The organism is Chryseobacterium sp. POL2 (genome assembly GCF_011058315.1).
Taxonomy (GTDB): domain Bacteria; phylum Bacteroidota; class Bacteroidia; order Flavobacteriales; family Weeksellaceae; genus Soonwooa.
Window position 1 is genome coordinate 1,554,213 of record NZ_CP049298.1, and the last position, 19,238, is coordinate 1,573,450.

17 protein-coding genes are annotated in these 19,238 nt (G+C 34.8%); 7 read left to right on the top strand and 10 right to left on the bottom strand.

The window, feature by feature from the left end; genetic code table 11:
- Positions 1–2 precede the first annotated feature (2 nt).
- Entirely contained in the window at positions 3–1,040 is a 1,038-nt protein-coding gene (mutY, locus tag G6R40_RS07105; RefSeq protein WP_165133485.1) for an A/G-specific adenine glycosylase, read from the bottom strand.
- Between the two features lie 46 nt (positions 1,041–1,086).
- Here mutY and G6R40_RS07110 point away from each other — a divergent pair, with 46 nt between their 5' ends.
- The 5 genes from G6R40_RS07110 to G6R40_RS07130 all read left to right on the top strand — a co-directional run bounded on the left by G6R40_RS07110 (position 1,087) and on the right by G6R40_RS07130 (position 6,417).
- Entirely contained in the window at positions 1,087–1,380 is a 294-nt protein-coding gene (locus G6R40_RS07110; RefSeq protein WP_165133488.1) for an HU family DNA-binding protein, read from the top strand.
- 281 nt (positions 1,381–1,661) lie between these two features.
- Entirely contained in the window at positions 1,662–3,218 is a 1,557-nt protein-coding gene (locus G6R40_RS07115) for a ribonuclease E/G (RefSeq protein WP_165133491.1), read from the top strand.
- Between the two features lie 134 nt (positions 3,219–3,352).
- On the top strand, positions 3,353–4,897 hold the full coding sequence (locus tag G6R40_RS07120; protein WP_165133494.1) for a bifunctional response regulator/alkaline phosphatase family protein: 1,545 nt from the start codon (positions 3,353–3,355) through the stop codon (positions 4,895–4,897).
- 115 nt (positions 4,898–5,012) lie between these two features.
- On the top strand, positions 5,013–5,774 hold the full coding sequence (locus G6R40_RS07125) for an exodeoxyribonuclease III (protein WP_165133497.1): 762 nt from the start codon (positions 5,013–5,015) through the stop codon (positions 5,772–5,774).
- 10 nt (positions 5,775–5,784) lie between these two features.
- Positions 5,785–6,417, top strand: a complete 633-nt coding sequence (locus tag G6R40_RS07130; protein WP_165133499.1) for a trimeric intracellular cation channel family protein — start codon at positions 5,785–5,787, stop codon at positions 6,415–6,417.
- A 38-nt stretch (positions 6,418–6,455) separates the two neighbouring features.
- Here G6R40_RS07130 and G6R40_RS07135 read toward each other — a convergent pair whose 3' ends face one another.
- Positions 6,456–7,025 carry a DUF2892 domain-containing protein gene (locus tag G6R40_RS07135; protein ID WP_165133503.1) on the bottom strand — a complete coding sequence of 190 codons (570 nt, stop codon included), beginning with the start codon at positions 7,023–7,025 and terminating at the stop codon, positions 6,456–6,458.
- Between the two features lie 114 nt (positions 7,026–7,139).
- Here G6R40_RS07135 and G6R40_RS07140 point away from each other — a divergent pair, with 114 nt between their 5' ends.
- A complete protein-coding gene (locus G6R40_RS07140; protein ID WP_228455942.1) occupies positions 7,140–7,739 on the top strand; it encodes a hypothetical protein in 600 nt (199 codons plus the stop codon).
- 33 nt (positions 7,740–7,772) lie between these two features.
- On the opposite strand, the gene G6R40_RS07145 is transcribed toward G6R40_RS07140, so the two are convergent.
- From G6R40_RS07145 to G6R40_RS07180, 8 genes are all read right to left on the bottom strand, one after another.
- On the bottom strand, positions 7,773–8,801 hold the full coding sequence (locus G6R40_RS07145; RefSeq protein ID WP_165133506.1) for an NAD(P)/FAD-dependent oxidoreductase: 1,029 nt from the start codon (positions 8,799–8,801) through the stop codon (positions 7,773–7,775).
- 57 nt (positions 8,802–8,858) lie between these two features.
- Positions 8,859–9,968, bottom strand: a complete 1,110-nt coding sequence (gldN, locus tag G6R40_RS07150) for a gliding motility protein GldN (protein ID WP_165133509.1) — start codon at positions 9,966–9,968, stop codon at positions 8,859–8,861.
- 55 nt (positions 9,969–10,023) lie between these two features.
- Complete coding sequence (locus G6R40_RS07155; protein ID WP_165133512.1) at positions 10,024–11,598, bottom strand: GldM family protein; 1,575 nt, start codon at positions 11,596–11,598, stop codon at positions 10,024–10,026.
- A 49-nt stretch (positions 11,599–11,647) separates the two neighbouring features.
- The gene (gene gldL / locus G6R40_RS07160; protein WP_165133515.1) at positions 11,648–12,328 is read right to left on the bottom strand and encodes a gliding motility protein GldL; all 681 of its coding nucleotides are present in this window, start codon (positions 12,326–12,328) and stop codon (positions 11,648–11,650) included.
- Between the two features lie 47 nt (positions 12,329–12,375).
- Positions 12,376–13,803, bottom strand: a complete 1,428-nt coding sequence (gldK, locus tag G6R40_RS07165; protein WP_165133518.1) for a gliding motility lipoprotein GldK — start codon at positions 13,801–13,803, stop codon at positions 12,376–12,378.
- Between the two features lie 103 nt (positions 13,804–13,906).
- On the bottom strand, positions 13,907–15,760 hold the full coding sequence (glmS, locus tag G6R40_RS07170; RefSeq protein ID WP_165133521.1) for a glutamine--fructose-6-phosphate transaminase (isomerizing): 1,854 nt from the start codon (positions 15,758–15,760) through the stop codon (positions 13,907–13,909).
- Between the two features lie 29 nt (positions 15,761–15,789).
- Positions 15,790–17,349 (bottom strand): DUF4270 family protein, encoded by a 1,560-nt coding sequence (locus G6R40_RS07175; protein WP_165133524.1) that lies wholly within the window; start codon positions 17,347–17,349, stop codon positions 15,790–15,792.
- A 15-nt stretch (positions 17,350–17,364) separates the two neighbouring features.
- Positions 17,365–18,135 (bottom strand): glycogen/starch synthase, encoded by a 771-nt coding sequence (locus G6R40_RS07180; RefSeq protein WP_165133527.1) that lies wholly within the window; start codon positions 18,133–18,135, stop codon positions 17,365–17,367.
- A 222-nt stretch (positions 18,136–18,357) separates the two neighbouring features.
- Between G6R40_RS07180 and panC the strand changes: the two genes are divergently transcribed.
- Positions 18,358–19,206, top strand: coding sequence for a pantoate--beta-alanine ligase (gene panC / locus G6R40_RS07185; RefSeq protein ID WP_165133530.1), 849 nt, complete (start codon positions 18,358–18,360; stop codon positions 19,204–19,206).
- The last annotated feature ends 32 nt before the right edge of the window (positions 19,207–19,238 follow it).

Consider the following 19,238-nt stretch of genomic DNA (forward strand, 5'->3'; position numbering starts at 1 on the left):
GATTATGAAAAATATTTCACATAAAAATCATGAAGCGGTTTTGGAAACGATTTTTGATCGGCTTCATCTTTTGTTAAACTTAAAAAAACAAATTCTTTTTTTAAATTTTCAAAATCAGAAAAATCTGGAATATTAATTTTAAATATTGAAATTTCTAAGTTACGATGCGTCAACTTATGCCGAATTAATTTTTCGCTTTCAACTTCATGGGGAAAATCACTCAGATCAATATTTTTTGGGAACTCAAACAATTTTTTCCATATATCGGAAGTATCCCGTTGCTTGACCAAAAATTGATTGTCGTGATGAATAAATTGATATGTCAATGTCAAATTTTCGACTTTCGTTTTCTTCAATTTAACTGGGAATTGTTCGATTTTTCCAACCGCAAAAGCGCGACAATCGTCCTGCAAAGGACAATCACCACACATAGGATTTTTAGGCTTACATATTGCGGATCCTAGATCCATCATGGCTTGATTGAAACAACCAGGATTATCGTCTGGCATAATCAATTCCGCCAACTGAGAAAAATATTGTGATGCTTTAGAATTAGAAATATCAAAATCGTCAGCAAATAGCCGCGACAAAACTCTGTAAAAATTACCATCTACTGCAGGGATTTTTTCTTCAAAAGCAATGCTGGCAATTGCTGCAGCCGTATATTTCCCAACGCCTTTTAATTTTAAAAGCTGAGAATATTGATTGGGAAATTCGGAGTCATAATCATTTATAATTTGTTTTGCAGCTTTGTGAAGATTAAGCGCTCTCGAGTAATAACCTAAGCCTTTCCAATACAACATAACCTCCTCTTCATTGGCATTTGCAAGGCTTTGCACGTTGGGAAACCGCGCTACAAAATTAATATAATGCTGAAGTCCTTGTTTCACTTGCGTCTGTTGAAGGACAATTTCGCTAATCCATATATTATACGGATTTGTATTTTTGCGCCATGGCAAGTCTCTTTTATTAGTATGATACCATATAAGTAGCTTACTGCCAATATAAAGAAAGTCAGTCTTTTGTTTGTAAGTTTTCAAAAATATGTTTTATATTTGCACACCAAAAATATAAACAAAAAAGGAAATGACAAAGGCAGAATTGGTAAACATCATCTCAAATAAATTAGGCGTAGAAAAAAATGATACTCAGAAAGTTATCGAGGCATTTATGCAAGAGATAAGAACATCAATGTATAACGGAGATAATGTTTATCTAAGAGGTTTTGGATCATTCGTTATTAAGACTAGAGCAGCAAAAACGGGAAGAAACATTTCTAAAAATGTTGCAATTGAAATTCCGGCACACAATATTCCGGCATTCAAACCATCGAAAACTTTTGTTGAAAAAGTAAAAACAAAAGTAGCAATAAAGAACTAATTAATTTAATATTAACACATAATAAAATTTCTAAATTATGCCAAGCGGAAAGAAAAGAAAAAGACACAAGGTTGCGACCCACAAAAGAAAGAAAAGAAGAAGACAAAACAGACACAAGAAGAAGAAATAGTCTTCTCGGAAAGTCATATACATATAAATATAGTTGGTGTTTTTCGCCGACTATATTTTGTTTTCTGTATATGCCAACAACAACGCCATAAAGATGGCATAATATTGACTATTGATGTCTTTCGTAAAAGGCAATTATTAAATAAGAATTTATGAAGAAAGAATTAATCATTTCGCATGAGAATGATTCTTCACAGATTGCCCTGTTAGAAGACGGTAGATTGTTCGAACTCCACGAGCTCGAATCAGATTCTGATTTCGTCGTTGGAGATTTATTCCTTGGAAAAATAAAAAAACTGGCTTCCAACCTTAATGCCGCTTTTGTCAACATCGGATACGGCAAAGACGCTTTTTTGCATTATCAGGATTTGGGACCACAATTTTTATCCTATCAAAAATTTTTGAAGGATAGTATTGCAAAAAGGCAAAACACTTCTAAACTGAAGGATTTTGCGGTACAAAAAAGCATTGACAAAAATGGCACTATTGACAAAGTTGCCACCGCTGGAGATCTTGTTCTTATCCAAATCACCAAAGAACCTATTTCAACAAAAGGGCCTCGTATATCGACACAGATATCATTAACAGGTAGATTTTTGGTATTAATTCCATTTGATAATAAAATTTCGTTATCAAAAAAAATAAAAGATTCAGCAGAAAAAGAAAGACTTAGGACTTTAATAGAAAGCATACGCCCAGAAGGTTTCGGGGTTATTATCAGAACGGTTGCAGAAGGCAAAAAAGTTGCGGAACTGCATAATGATATGAATCAGCTGATCCAAAAATGGGAAGATTGTTTTAAAAACATTCAGAAAAATAAAGTTCCTAGCAAAGTCCTTAGCGAGGAGGACAAAGCATCATCTATACTAAGAGACAACTTTAATCAGGATTTTGTCAGCATCATCTGTGATGACGAAGCTATGGTGCGCGATATGAAAAACTATCTGGAAGTTATCTCGCCAGAAACTAAAAACATTGTTCAGTATTACGATTCTCACATTCCACTTTTAGAATATTATAATGTTGAGAAACAACTAAAGCAAAGCTTCGGGAAAAATGTCAATATCCCGAGTTCTAAAGGTGCTTATCTTGTTATAGAGCATACAGAAGCGCTTCACGTTGTAGACGTCAATTCTGGAAACAATATTTCGTCCGCTGCAACTAACAAATCGCACGCTCTTAATGTCAACAAAATGGCTGCGACAGAGATTGCACGACAACTAAGATTAAGAGATATGGGAGGCATCATCGTCATTGATTTTATTGACATGATAGACCCAGAACATCGTAAAGAATTATATGAGCATTTCCGAGAAGAGCTCAAACGTGATAAGGCAAAACATAAAGTCTTACCACCAAGTAAATTCGGGCTTATCCAGATGACAAGACAAAGGGTACGTCCAGAAAAATATATTGAAACCAAGGAAGAAAATCCGAATAAACACGGAGAAATTGCTGCGCCAATCGTTATTGTGGAGCGCCTAGAAGAATCTATCAGAAACATTATCCAAAAGGAAAAGGGCAAAGTGTATCTCCACGTCCATCCATTCGTAGAAGCTTACCTTACCAAAGGGCTTATGAGCATCCAAAACAGATGGTTCTTGAGATACAAAAAATGGGTAACCATTATCCCACGAGATTCATTCAAGTACTTAGAATTCAAGCTCGTCAATTCACAAAAAGAAGAATTGATGTCTTATTCCAACTAAAACTCAGACCAAGTCTGAGTTTTTCTTTTGCATACATTAACTTATTTTAACGATAAACAAAGGCTTTTTAATTTAAACTTAAGAGATTTTGGTCGTAATTTTGATGTAAACCGAATACAAAATATAAACAACCTATGTCAGAGAAAATTTTATGGATAGATGATGAAGTTGATTTGCTAAAACCGCACATTGTGTTTTTAGAAAGTAAAGGCTACAGCGTCACCCCAGTTAACAATGTTAATGAAGCTTTAGAACTTATAGAAAAAGAAAAATTTCAGCTGACATTATTAGACGAAAACATGCCAGGCATTTCTGGATTGGAAGCCATTCCCATGATAAAAGACAAAGATAGCAGTCTCAAAATCGTTATGGTAACCAAGAGCGAGGAAGAACACATTATGGAACAAGCCATTGGCTCTCAAATCGCCGATTATATTCTAAAACCCGTTAATCCCAACCAAGTTTTATTATCATTAAAAAAAAATCTGCAAAGCGAGAATCTTGTAGAACAAAGAACCATTTCTGAATATCAGCAAGAATTCCGAAACTTGAGTATGGAGCTTTCTTATCTAAGAACTTTCCAGGATTGGGCAGAGCATTACAAGAAAATATTGAATTGGGAAATCAAATTCGATAAGGTTTTTGATAGTGAATTTGCCGATCTTTTGCAATCTCAAAAAGAAGAAGCCAACATTCAGTTTTCAAAATTTATTGAAAAAAATTACGGAGATTGGCTCTATGACCAAGACAAACCAATCATGAGTCATACGCTTTTCAAAGATAAAGTAAAGCCAGAACTTGTTAACGACAAAGTCTTGTTATTGATGGTTGACAATTTGCGTTATGACCAATGGAAAGTTATAGAACCACTTTTCACCAAGTTTTATAACAAAACCTCGGAAGATTATTATTTCTCAATTCTTCCAACGGCAACACAATATGCGCGAAATGCCTTCTTCGCAGGACTTATGCCATCCGAAATTGAAAAACGTTTTCCTGATAAATGGTTTAACGATAACGAAGAAGGCAATAAAAATGAGCATGAAAGAGAGTTTCTGGAAGACCAAATGAAACGTCTCGGTTTGTCATCAAAATCGATGAAGTATTTAAAAATATTAAACGCTGACTTCGAGAGAAAAATCCTTGATGATTTTAACCAACACAAAAACAACGACCTTTTGGTAATCGTTTACAACTTTATCGACATCCTTTCCCATGCAAAAACGGATAACAATATTGTTGACCAATTAATTCGTGATGACAAAACTTTCAGGTCGCTAACTTACAATTGGTTTGAGAATTCTTCGCTTTTAAAAATTATAAAAACAGCTGCAGAAAATGGGTTCAAACTTGTTATAACAACAGATCACGGCACTGTATATGTCAAAAAACCGAGTAAAGTTGTCGGCGACCGCGAGACATCCACCAATATCCGTTACAAAACAGGCCGTAGTTTGACCTACGATGACAGCGATGTATGGGCAGTTAATAATCCGGAAAAACTTTTCCTTCCAAAAGGAAATTTAAGTTCAAAATATATTTTTGCTAAGAATAACATTTTCTTGGCTTATCCCAAAAATTATAATCATTTTGTTAACTATTACAAAGAAACCTATCAACATGGTGGAATTTCGTTAGAAGAAATGATTATTCCGATAAGTATTTTAGAACCCAAATAATTTTTTCATAGTTTATTTAAATTTGGGTACTTGGCGGAAAAAATCCTTTATTTTTTCCGCCTTTTTATTTTTTTTAAAATCGAATAAAAGATATTTTTGCCTTTAAATTGACACTATGAAAATTATCTCCTATAACGTTAACGGAATACGCGCAGCTTTTACCAAAGATTTTATCGGATGGCTAACTTTGGCAAATCCAGATGTCATTTGTATCCAAGAAAGTAAAGCCGGAAATGACCAAATAGACATCGATAGTTTCGAAAAAGCAGGTTATCATAGTTATTGGCATTCTGCGGTCAAAAAAGGTTATAGCGGCGTTGGTATCGCTTCGAAAATAAAACCTAAGCATGTTGTCTATGGCTGTGGCATCGAAAGCTTTGACAACGAAGGACGAATTATCCGTGCAGATTTTGATGATTTTTCGGTAATTTCGGTTTATGTTCCGTCTGCCTCGAATATCGACCGACTGGAGTTCAAGATGCAGTTTTGCTATGATTTTTTAAATTATATTAAAGAATTAAAAAAAACGATTCCCAATCTTATAATTTCTGGAGATTATAATATCTGTCACGAAGCGATTGACATCCATGATCCTATTAGACTGGCGAATGTTTCTGGATTTTTACCAATGGAGCGCGAATGGATGACCAAGTTTATGGACGAATGTGAGCTCATTGATAGTTTTAGATTTTTCAATAATCAACCCGATCAATATTCATGGTGGAGTTATAGAGCCGCTTCGCGCGAGCGAAATAAAGGTTGGCGTATCGATTATAATATGGTATCCAAAACTTTGGAATCAAGACTATCACGCGCTTTAATTTTACCAGAAGTGAAACATTCTGACCATTGTCCTGTTGTTGTCGAACTGAAATAATACATGTACTTTGCACGAACAATTTAATTTTTTAATAGAAGTTTTAGGAACAATTGCCTTTGCGATGTCTGGAAGTTTTGCGGCCATGCAAAAGCGACTTGATCCTTTTGGCGTTCTTATTATAGCCTTTATCACATCTGTTGGCGGTGGTACCGTTCGGGATTTGTTATTGGACGTCCCTGTTTTTTGGATGCACGATTTGCGCATGTGTACATTGATTTTGATAACCAGTATTTTTTCCATGATTTTTAAATCTCTTGAAAAAAACTTCCAGGTCACCTTATTTATATTTGATAGCTTTGGGCTCGGGCTATTCACAATCATCGGGGTACAAAAAGGATTAACAGCAGAACTTCATCCTATGATTTGTATTATTCTAGGTACTATTACAGGCTGTTTTGGTGGAATTATTCGGGATATTTTATTGAATCGTATTCCGCTTATTTTTAGAAAAGAAATCTATGCAACCGCTTGTATTATTGGTGGCGCCGTATTTTTGATTCTTGCAATTTACACCAATCTTTCATATACTTTTGTACAGATATTAACCATTCTATTAATTGTAGCCATAAGAACTTTCGCTGTCAAATACCATTGGCAAATACCGAAATTCTACGACACACCCAACAATTCTGAAATGTAAAATAAAAAAGGTTCGATATGATATCGAACCTTTATATTTTAGTGAAACTTTCCTCGTTGTCTCATATTAGGATTGTGCATATGCTTCTGCATCGAAGGCATTTTTAGTTGTTCCTTCATCATTTTTATTTGATCGGTCATCATACCTGCAGAATCTAATCTTTTTGCCTCTTCCAATAATTTCTGAGCTTCTTGTCTTTTACCTTTAGACAAAGCACCTGCAGCCAAGTTAAGCGTTGCCATTGCGCGATCGTGTTTCATATTCAAGCCATAATCCAATGCTTTTTTCATTAAAGCTTCGGTCTTTGCAGGATTATTATCTTGCGCAGTGGTTAATCCGATTAAATAATGATAATATCCATATTGGCTTTTGTGAAGCTCTTTTTCAAAGCTTTTAATTCTTGACAAATGCTTGTAAGCGCCTTCAAAATTTTGCTTTCTTAACTGCCAAAATGCTAATAGAATGTTTTCATTTTTAAAAAATAAAAGAATCGGAAGCGAGGACAATATAACCAAAACAATTCCCCAACCAATATTTCTATTGAACATGAGATATATTCCTAAGCCAATGAGTACAGCTGCTATTACAAATTTAATATACTTATTCATTCTAAAATTTTACCTTGCAAAGATAAACAATGTAAAAGAAATTACAGAATGCTAACTATAGATAAAGTGCAAATATCAAGAAATATTCTATATTTAATCCACTAAACAATCAGAATGAAAAATTTACAATATCCACTCGAGTTTAAATTTAAAATAACAACTTTGTCCAGTGACTTCACAATTACAGATCAATCTGGACAAATACAAGCTTATGCAAGGCAAAAACTATTTAAGTTTAAGGAAAGTGTACAAGTCTATGAAAGCGATGCCAAACGTGACGTTTTGTATAACATCAATGCTAACCAATGGATTGATTTCAATGCGTCATATTCGATTACAGAACCTCGAACAGGAACAGAACTAGGGAAAGTTGCGCGAAAAGGCATGCGCTCTTTTTGGCGAGCAACCTACGAAATCTTTGACAACAATGGTCAAAAGTTGTTTACAATTACGGAAGAAAATCCGTGGGTGAAAATGTGGGATTCTTTCGTTGGTGAATTACCGATAATAGGCATGTTTACAGGTTATTTTCTCAATCCTGCATATATCATCAAAGATACGAATGACCAAATAGTTTTCAGACTCAAAAAAACACCTTCTTTGTTGGGACGACGCTTTGAACTCGACAGACTCATTGATATTCCTGATGAACAAGAAACGCTTTGTGCATTGAGTCTTATGATGATGATTTTGCTGGAACGTGGGAGAGGTTAAAAATAAAAAGCGGCAAAAATTTGTCGCTTTTATTTACTTAAATCTTTTGATATCAACTTCTGGAAAAATAGGAGTTCCATGTTCAATATGCTCAAAGAGCTGTTTTGCAAAATAATTGGAATTCATAACGCCACGTGCACCCATTCCATTTAAAATAAACATATTTTGGTGTTTGTGATGGGATCCAACTATCGGTCGACGATCAGGAACAACGGCACGAAATGCCACATTGACTTCTTCGATGTTATAAGATTTATCAAAAATTTCTTCTAAACCTGCTTTTAATTTGTTAACTGAATCTTGGTTGATTTCCGAGCTCGTTTCGTCCCGCTCATAAGTTCCACCAACAAAAAAATGATTTTTAAAAGTATTAAACAAGAAGAATTTCTTTTTAATAATGTAAGGATCGATGTCCGTGTCAGAAGAAATTACCATCGAATGGCCACGATTGCCTTTCACAGGAATGTCGAAAAAATAGGGATTCTTGTTAACATGAACACCTTCACAAAAAACAATATTTTCAAATTCTAAATCTTTGTAAGTCATATTTTGCATATCAAGATCCTCAAACGCAAAACTTTCTTTAAGAATCAGATGATGTTCTTCAAAATATTCATAAAAAGCGTTGAAAAAAGATGTGACGTTAATTCTAAGGCTGTGATTTACCTTAGCTGACAAAAACTCATTTTTAACGGATTTTAATTTAATTAAATCTGTATTTAAGAATTCTTTTAAATCGTCTTTATTGGATTTTTTCAGCCAAAGTTCTTGCTCGGTTTTATCATGAAAAATCCGAACAAGATGTTCGTTAATTACAAAATTTTCGCCGAGATAAGATTTTATTTCTTTAAAATTATCAAGGACAGCATCAATCTCATTCTGCGCATTCCAAACACTTGTAAAACGTTTTAATACAACAGGATTACAAACGCCTGCAGAGATTTCGGATGCCGATTTTCTCCCATCTGTTATAATAACAAATGACTTCTTATGTTTAATAAGTTGGTGCGCAAACATGAGTCCTGCATAACCGCCACCAACAATGATATAATCTAACTTCATAAATAAAAAAACCTGAGTAAAGATACTCAGGTTTTGTGTATAGGAACGAATATTTTTCTAATAATTCCAAAGGTCATTTTCCATTTGCAGGATTTGAGCCTTAATTCTGTCGCTTTCGTCTAGTTGACCATCAGCATCTTCTGGCACGTAATCGTCGATTATACCACTACCGCCTCTACCTTGACCATTGTCTGACTTGTAAATGATTGAAGAAAATCTTCTCGCATTAAGCACGTCATCAAAAGTAATATCAGAACTTGTATTTTTAGAATTAAAAATATAATTGCTTGTTAATACTTTTCTAGCATCTGGATAGAAAATCCAAAATAAGTCGATAGAATCGGGTGTAGCAGCTTCTGGCGTAATACCACTCTCAATTTGAGAACTTGCAATAGAAGCTTGCGCTTTTGCACCATTCGGATCTGGACCCATTGCACAAAGACCCAAAAGTCTATATTTAAGCTGTGTATCACGTTTGTCGATATACCATTGTCCCATAATTTTCAACAATTTTACATTTTCTGTACTTGTTTTAATCTGGTCAACGTTTGCCACGATATCATTTTGAGTTACTCTAAAGTGACTTCCATCTAATTTAACAATAACGTTGTCTTTGTTATCTTTATAGACATCTTGTAATCTTGCACCGTAATAACCTTTCAGCGCGTTGATACTTTTGTCCTCTTCATTGATTACAGATTTGTAACCTTTTAAAGATTTTGTAACCGCTTTATCATCGATTTTGCCTTCGTTCATCAGTTGAACAAAATAGTTATCAACGTTAATAGCGGAAGTCGAAGCGGCAATTCCTTCTGGTGTTAATCTCGTTGTAAAATTCTCATCAGAATATACTTCTTCAATTTTACCAGAAGTCACAGCATCGATCAAAATCTGATACAAAGAATGATTTTGAGATACAAGACCATCATTATTGTGGTAGAATGGTTGGTTGATTTTATCATTCATATCAATGATTTCCCATACAACCATACTTTTAAGAACATCTTTATCCTCTATAAAGCCATATTTAATAGGTGCAGCCACGCTGTCTTTTCTAGCTTCGCGCTCTTCACGAAACTTTTCTGGCGATGTTGCATTAAGTACATTCGTCTGTGCAAAAGCAAATCCTGAGGATAATAATAGAAAATTTAAAACTATCTTTTTCATATAAATCATTAATATTGATTAAAAACCAATCAAATACTATTTTAAAATAACGTTTTTATTGAACATTTATTGCAATACCTGGAATGTTTTGAAGAACCTGTCCTCCTAATCCGGTTGCAGTAGCTTGGATATCGAATACAATTGCAATATCACCTGATCTAAGGCCTTTTGTTAAACCTTCGACAGCGCTAAGTGAACTACCATTAACTCTCATAGCTGCTTTTCCTGGAACTTTAAACATAAAGCTATTAACACTAAAGCTAACTGGGAAGTCGAAGTCTGGCATCGACACAGATACTGTTTGGTTAGGGATTGAACTTGCTGGCATTGCCACAACATTTTTACCTCTAATTTGTCCAACTGGTGGCGGTACATTCTTAACTCTAAATTTGAAAGGTTGAGAAATTGTTGCCCCTTTTGGATCTTTTCCAGAAATTGTTAAAGTCACTTCGTTTCCTGAAGAAGGTGTTACCGTCCATTTACCATTACCTCCACCAACAGAAGCACCAGAAGCAGAAAGTGAAATATTACCCGAAGCACCTAAAATAGATCCCGAAACAGGGTTAGGTAATCCTCTATATAAAACATTCATTTTATCAGCAGAAAGTAAAGCACCTTTTTGAGCTTTAAGTTCTTGTACGCCTGCGATTACATCATAAGTATGCTCGTATGGTAAAGAATGAACTTTTCCATTTTTATCAGTAAATTTAATTTCTCCTCTTAAAGCTTGTGGTCCAACCGCTCCAGCATTAAGGGTAGCGATACCTTGACCATTTTCTACTCTACTAACACCAGTAATTTCTAATCCTGGAATAGCACTAGCTCTTGTACCAATTGCCACTTTAACTTCTTGAGGCTGTCCTTGAAGAACTTGCTTTGGTCCTTGTACTAGAGCTTCATAAGCATCAAACTTGATATCTGCGTCCACTTTCTCTTGCAACATAGAAGAAATTGCATCAGACTGAAGATTTCTAGCTTCTGACTGGATAACTTCTAAGTTAGACAAAGCAGCAATCAACGGCTGATTATAAAACTTATACTGAATCCAATTCTTTCCGCCTTGAGCTCTTTTATCTCCTTTCGCAAAATCAGGAACTAAAGTTTTAGAAGCTCTTTTTGCGATATCAGCAAATTGTTGGTTAGAAGCGAAAGTTGTGGTGATATAATTTCTTAGATCATCCATTTTCGTTTTTAGGTCTGCTGCGGTTTTAGATGGATTTTTCTCATCTCCATCATTAAAAAATAATTTTGTTGCAGGTTCTGTGTTATTAAGTGCTGTGAAACTTTCTTCTGAAGGTAGTTCTGGGTTATACTCAGCTTCAGTACTCATTTTACTTTTTAATCCATCGATAAAACTAACAAGATCATCAGTCTTAGCTTCTAGTCCTTTGTATTGGTCTTGTAGAGGACCATACACATCTGGAGAAGCTGTGGCTTTTGCTTGTAATGTTTTTTCGAAGATTTTGTCATTCTTTTCTTCCACCATAACTCTTGTATCAGTAAGAGACTGGTTGGTATCTTTATATGACCTGATGATTTCTTGGTCAATCTGCATCGCAAGCATCGCGATGAAAACCAAATACATCAGGTTAATCATCTTCTGACGAGGCGTCTGTTTTCCTTGTGCCATTCTTAAAAATTTTTAATAATTAAATAAAATAAATAAAATGTACTGGAAATTAAGACTTCATAGCAGACAACATTCCGCCATATACTCTATTAAGACTAGATAAGTTAGAAGTTAAACCTTGTAATTCTTCGTTGAATTTTTCAGATTGTGCTGCTGACTTCTGAATATCTTCAACATATTTTTTACTGAATTCTGACTGTTTTTTTCCGTGCTCTAATTGCAAAGCATAAAGCGCATTCATACTTTCTAAATGGCTAGCAGCAAGATTCATCTGCTCGTTATATTTTTGTGTTGAAGCAGATACGTCAACAGTTTGGTTGATTTGGTCAACAGAAGTTCCGAATTTTTCGATACCGCCTCTTAGTCTTTCAAATAAGTTAACGTCAAGTTTTGCGTCAGCAAGCATTTTGTCTAATTTGTCTGACAAAGAAAGTTCTAAATCCTTGTTTTCAGCAATTTGATTAACAACTTTTCTTGATTTTCTTTCAGCAGATTCGTCTAATAATTCTGGATATACATTTTCCCAATGATAGTTTTCTTCAGTTTTTGGTGGATCAAATGCGAATACGATAAATACAATCGCTTCCATAATAAGCCCCGCAGCTAATGCAACGTTACCAGAAATAGGACCTAGACTCCAATGTGTCATTTTAAATAATGCACCCAAGATTACGATAGCTGCGCCAATAGAATAGAAGAAATTCATCTTGGCTTCTTTAGTTTTAAACATGCGTTTTAAAAAAATTTAAGTTAGTAATAGTTAGTTTATTTTCTTTGTTAGTTAGTCGCTTTCTTTTTGAATTTAGCAGAGCCAGCCGCAATATCTTGTACTGTTCTAAATCCAATATAACTTCTTGCAGAGTCTTTTCTTTCCCAGTCTCTATAACCTGTCATTAACAAATAACCTGCATCTTTCCAAGAACCACCTCTTACAGTTTTTTTAAGTTCTCTATAGGCTTGGTTTGATAAATTTGGATTTAACGTAGAAGAAAATTGATAAGTCGAATTATTAAATGGTGATTCTGTCCATTCTGAAACGTTACCCGCCATATCGTAAAGACCGTAACCATTTCTTGGGAACTTTTTAACTGGAGCTGTATATACATAATCTCCTTTTTTATCATCTTCTATATAGTTACCTCTCTTCGGTTTGAAGTTTGCTAAATAACAACCTCTATCGTCTTGAAGATTCGGTCCTCCCCATGGATATGCTCCATTTTCGATACCTCCTTTGGCTGCAAATTCCCATTCTGCTTCAGTTGGCAGACGGAAGTTCATAGGTTTTTGCTTTTTCTTTTTCAAGCTACTGTTGAAGTCTTTTTTAATTTTAGTTTTAAAATTACAAAAAGCTCTGGCTTGATCCCAAGTCACCCCAACAACAGGATAATTTTTATAAGCTTGATGCCAAAAATATTGATCAAACAAAGGCTCATTATAAGCATAGTTGAAATCTCTTACCCATACGGTTGTATCTGGATAAACTTTAATACTTTCTTTTTTAAGATAAGAAGCATCTCTATTTTTATCTCTCACAGCAGACGCTACATCTTCCCATTGGTAAGAATACTGAAGTTTGTTAGCATCTAATAATCTTTCGTTATTAATCCTTTTGTCTGGAGCGATATACATCGACTCTAAAACCTCTGCGTATTGTTCATCGGGATATGCTGAAGTATTCCAATGCAGTGGAACATTCCAATCTAATTTTTTTGCTTCGCTGTAGCCATCTCTCCCGCCTTGCGATTCCAGATAAGTTTGATATGGTGTAACATCATCTCCTCCTTTCTGCGCAGCATAGGCATAATCTGAAATGCTAGCTCCAGTAGAACTATCTGAGCCTCCTGTACCAGCAGCTTCTGCTAAAAGTGTTCTTGCGATAGAGTCTCTCACATAGTTGATAAACTCTCTATACTCTCCGTTGGTCACCTCCGTTTCGTCCATAAAGAATGAAGACACTGTTACAGTTTTAGGATTAGCTTTTTCGGGCATCCCTGTAAAATCCATATCTGTCATACCCATAACATAAGATCCCCCTGGAATAGGAACCATTCCATAAGGTCTTTCAGCAGTAAAGGTTTTGGCTGTTTTTGAAGGGATTAACTCTCCTTTAGTTTTAGCTCCAGGTCTACCTGCGGATTTGCCACCCCCTTTGGAACATGAGATAACAACTGCAGAAGACAATAATATTAGAAATATCCTTTTCATTCTCTATTCAGAAATTAAGCGGTAAATATATAATTTTTTTTAAAACTACTATTACTTTTCCTTAACGTATTTTAATTATTAATATTGTTTATGTAACGAATATTTATTCAACTGTTACAGATTTTGCAAGATTTCTTGGCTGGTCAACATTTGCACCACGATAGACCGCAACATAATAGGACAATAATTGTAATGGAATTGCCGCTACTATTGGCGAGAAACATTCTGAAGTTTCTGGCATTTCGATAACATAATCTGCCATTTCTGCAACTTGCTGATCGCCTTTGTTAACTACAGCGATAACTTTACCTTTTCTAGCTTTAATTTCTTGTACGTTGCTTACGATTTTATCATAATGTCCTTGTTTTGGCGCAATAATTACGATAGGCATGTTCTCGTCGATCAATGCAATTGGACCGTGCTTCATCTCAGCTGCAGGATAACCTTCGGCATGGATGTAAGAAATTTCTTTAAGTTTAAGCGCCCCTTCTAATGCAGATGGGAAGTTATAGCCTCTACCTAAATATAAGAAGTTGGTCGCATCAACAAATTGTTTAGCAATATGTTTGGTAACCTCGTGAGAAGATTGCAATACTTCTTCAACTTTAACTGGGATAGCATCTAATTCTGTAATTAAACGCATAAACTCTGCATTGCCTAAGTTGCCATTATGCTTTCCTAATTTAAGAGCGATTAAAGACAAAATTGTTAACTGAGCAGTGAAGGCTTTTGTAGAAGCCACCCCTATCTCTGGACCAGCATGCGTGTAAGATCCTGCATCTGTTACTCTTGCAATAGAAGAATCTACAACATTACAAATACCATATACAAAAGCGCCTTTCTCTTTGGCTAATTTGATAGCCGCCATTGTATCAGCTGTTTCTCCAGATTGAGAAATCGCTATAACGACATCTTTCGGACCAATAATGGGGTTTCTATATCTAAATTCTGATGCATATTCTACCTCAACAGGAATTCTTGCAAACTCTTCGATAAGATATTCACCAATAAGACCAGCATGCCAAGAAGTACCACAAGCAATGATGATAATTCTTTCCGCTTTATTAATACGATCAAGGTGATCCCAGATACCAGCCATTTTAATAATACCTTCGTTAACCAAAAGTCTTCCTCTCATGGTATCAAGAATTGATTTTGGTTGTTCAAAGATTTCTTTTAACATGAAATGTTCATAGCCTCCTTTTTCAATTTGCTCAAGATTTAATCTAAGTTCCTGAATAGCGGGTTCTATTTTTTCGTTGTCTTTGATAGTGTAGATATTCACACCTTTTTCCAATGAAATGGTTGCCATATGTCCTTCTTCAAGATATACAGCTTCTTTTGTATATTCTACAAAAGGTGAAGCATCGGACGCTATAAAGAACTCATTTTCTCCGAGCCCTATTGCCAGTGGTGATCCCAATCTTGCAACGATTAATTCTCCTGGGAAATCTTCGTGCATCACTGTAATTGCATAAGCGCCATAAACTTCGTTAAGTGCAGCTCTAACAGATGAAGCGAAATCAGCTGAAGGATTTTTATCTGTGAAATATTGAATTAAGTTGACTAAAACCTCAGTATCCGTTTCTGATTTAAACTCAAAACCATTTCCAACAAGCATTGTTTTGATGGTATCATAATTTTCGATGATCCCATTATGTACTAAAGCAATTTTGCCGTCGTTTGATAAATGCGGATGCGAGTTTCTATCACTAGGTACACCATGTGTTGCCCAACGGGTGTGTCCCATACCGATGTGGGAGGTTCCTTTCATTGATTCTGAAATAGCCACCAAATCATCAACTTTTCCTTTGGTTTTTTGAACTTCAAAATCATTATTTTTATTTTCAAGTACAATTCCTGCACTATCGTAACCTCTATATTCTAAACGTCTTAGTCCACTAATTACGATATCGTAAGCATCTCTAAAACCAGTATATCCAACAATTCCGCACATAATTTTATATGTTTAATTTATTTGTGTTATTAATTTGTTTGTTTTTTTGAATAAGCGACTTTTAATTGAACAAATTGAGAATTACTAATTTCTTTACCAATATTATCGAAATCCGTTCCTTTAAAAATCATTCTATTAGGTGTATAAGCTCTATCTGTGTAATCAACTCCAAGAATTTCTCCTGTTGAAGCGCTATTAAGATAAGATCCTAAATCAACAACTAAATCTTTAGCTTCTTTACCCTGTTCAATAATATCTTTAAGCGTTTTGGTGATTCCGATGTCATAATAGGCCAATTCTTTATCCAAATCATAAGATTTAATAAGTAAATAATTGGTATTAGCCAATACGCTCATATCAGATAGCAATTCTGTAGAACCAGTTTCTTTCACCGTAAAATATCGTGGCTTTTCGTAAGCATTCGCCCAAATAGACGTATCGGTATATATTCTAATTTTAGCAGTAACAATGGCTGTTTTATCGTTTTTATACAAGTCACGTAATTGGGCAACAGTTTGTGCCGGTATTTTTAGTCCAAAGCTACTACCTCCCATACCTTGTGCAAACAACTGCGGCTGACCATCTTGTGAAATAGTCTCCATAGCTGCCTTATAAGGCGTTCCTAACCTATTATATTCGATTTGATTGAATTTAGCATTGGAGCCAGCCAAGCTTAACTCATAATCAAAACTTTCTCTTTTCACAGTTCCGTCAGATTGTGGAACATCTTTTTTGTAATATAATTTAATTGAATTACCTGCCGGCGTGAATTTGAAGATATAACCGTCTGTTTCATCAACCGAAATCTGAATTCCTTTAAAATAACGAATAAAACTAGCTGCGTTTGCTAACTCTGGTTGTTTATTCTTAGCAATAATTTTAGTTTGAAAAAAATCTTTATCTAAAGGAATACGTAGGCTAACATCTCTATTAAGCAACTCTGATCCGCCATCATCTTTTGTTATCACTACAGAATTAATAGTCCCATCAAAAACCTTTGCCCCTATTACATTAGCGTTCACATTGACCATTTTGTTAGAATTCACTTTATCTGAATAAGCTCCTAAAAAATCTTCGACCTCTCTAACTTTGATATTAAATTTAGTTTTTTCACCACCGATTTCGAGTTTGCCATATTTTGTTACTGGATAAGTTTTCACAACTTTTTTTGCAGCAACATTTCCATCTGGATAAATATAATCCTCATTGGTTGTTGTAACCAGAGAATCTGAGTTATATAATGGCGTCATAACCAAAACTGCAGAATCCAAAACTGCATTTGTCCCGAAATCAAAATTATCGCTTGACATTCTAACTTGGCTGACATAGCTTGATTTTTGCATTCCGAAAGCAGGTTCATTAAAAGCTCCTAAAGTTGCATAGGCTAGCTGGCTAGCATCGGTACGAATGACATCACCGTTATTAATATTGTAGGCAACAATACCAAAAGTTTTCTCAACACCTTCTGCACTATTCCCATCGAAAAGTTGCTCTCCAAGGTTATCCATTTCGGATTCGCAACTTACAGCTACTAGAGTCAAAGCTAGCACCCCACCTAATTTGATTAGGTTTTTAAATTTATTTATCATTCTTGTTTTTTCGATTTAATATACTTGCGAAATAACATCTACACTAAGATAGTCTGATTTTTCTACTGAAGCTTCACCATAAGCCGCATCCAAAGAGTCTATTAAGAATTCATCACCTTTAACAATAGTATCAACATAAGCCATAGCATCGTTCACAAATCCTAAAAACCTTGGATTATCTAACGAAGATAACTCAGTAATATTATCAAAAGTCAAAATTTCTTTTGTGTTGCTTCCTAGCTCAGCATCCGTTTCATTATAAAGAGACAAGACCAATTTTGTATCATTAAAATAAGTATCATCTTTATAATACGTTTTTAAGTAGATTGGTATTAAAGAGGCCATCCAACCGTTGATATGAATAACGTCTGGCACCCAATTAAGTTTTTTAATTGTTTCTATAACACCTCTTGCGAAGAATACGGCTCTTTCGTTGTTATCTTCAAAAGCTTTTTCTTCATCATCGAAGTACAATTGCTTTCTTTTGAAATACTCTTCGTTATCGATGAAATAAACTTGAAGTCTTTCTCCTGGCAAAGACGCCACTTTAATAATTAAAGGTTGGTCTAGATCATTGATGATAATATTCATCCCTGATAGTCTGATAACTTCGTGTAATTGGAATTTTCTTTCGCTTATTTGTCCAAACCTTGGCATGAAAACCCGCACATCGTTACCTTCTTGATGCATCTTCAACGCCATTTGGTTGACCATATTTCCCATGTTAGAACCTTCATGGTAAGGATACATCTCTGTCGTAACGTACAAAATCTTTTGATTCGGCATAATATATTTTATTGTCTAAAAAGTATAAACACTTTATTCTGCAAAATTACAAAAATTTATTGCATTTATTTTGTTTTAATAATTTTTAAGTAAATTTATGACTCGAACCGGACTATTCTTACAGAAAATCAACATTTTAACAAATTATTTTACAAATAATTAACAAATAAAAATATTGTTATAAATACATTTTCTAACTTTACATTCTATTTTAATGTAAGTATGAAAATCTTAAACAACAAGGCCGAATTGCTAGACTTTGTCGCTGACATAAAAAAGCAAAACAAAAACATCGGTTTCGCGCCAACTATGGGCGCTTTACATAACGGACATCTATCTTTATATAAAGTTGCAAGAGAAAATAATGACATTGTTATCTCTTCCATTTTTGTAAATCCCACGCAGTTCAACAATCGTGAAGATCTAGAAAAATACCCACGAACCATTGCGCATGACATTGAAAAATTAAAAAATTCTGAATTGGTTGATGCAGTCTATATACCAACTGTTAACGACATCTACCCTAATGGGCTATCGAGCAAACAATACAACTTCAACGGCTTGGAAAACGAAATGGAAGGCGCAGCCCGCCCAGGACATTTCGATGGCGTCGGAACTGTCATCGAAGCCTTATTTGGCCAAATACAACCAGATGATGCTTATTTTGGCGAAAAAGATTATCAACAATTAAAAATCATCGAAACTTTAGTTAAAAATTTAAAACTTTCTGTTAAAATCCATGGTGTCGCCATCCACAGACAAGAAGATGGACTTGCAATGAGCTCGCGAAACGCAAGACTTAACAACGAAGAAAAAAATGCCTCTACCATCATTTACAAAACTTTGAAACAAGTCAATGACTGGTTCCGTGTCATTAGTATTCCTGAAATTAAGGAGCGTGTTGTCGAAATTTTTGAAAAACAGGACAATATGGAATTAGAATATTTCCTTATTGCCGACGAAGAAAACCTGAAAGAAACAGACTTTTTCTACAAGGACAAAAACTACAGAGCTTTTATCGTTGTTAACGTCGGAAAAGTAAGATTGATTGACAATATACATCTGGAGTAATCCAGATTTTTTTTGGCATAATGTACAAAAAC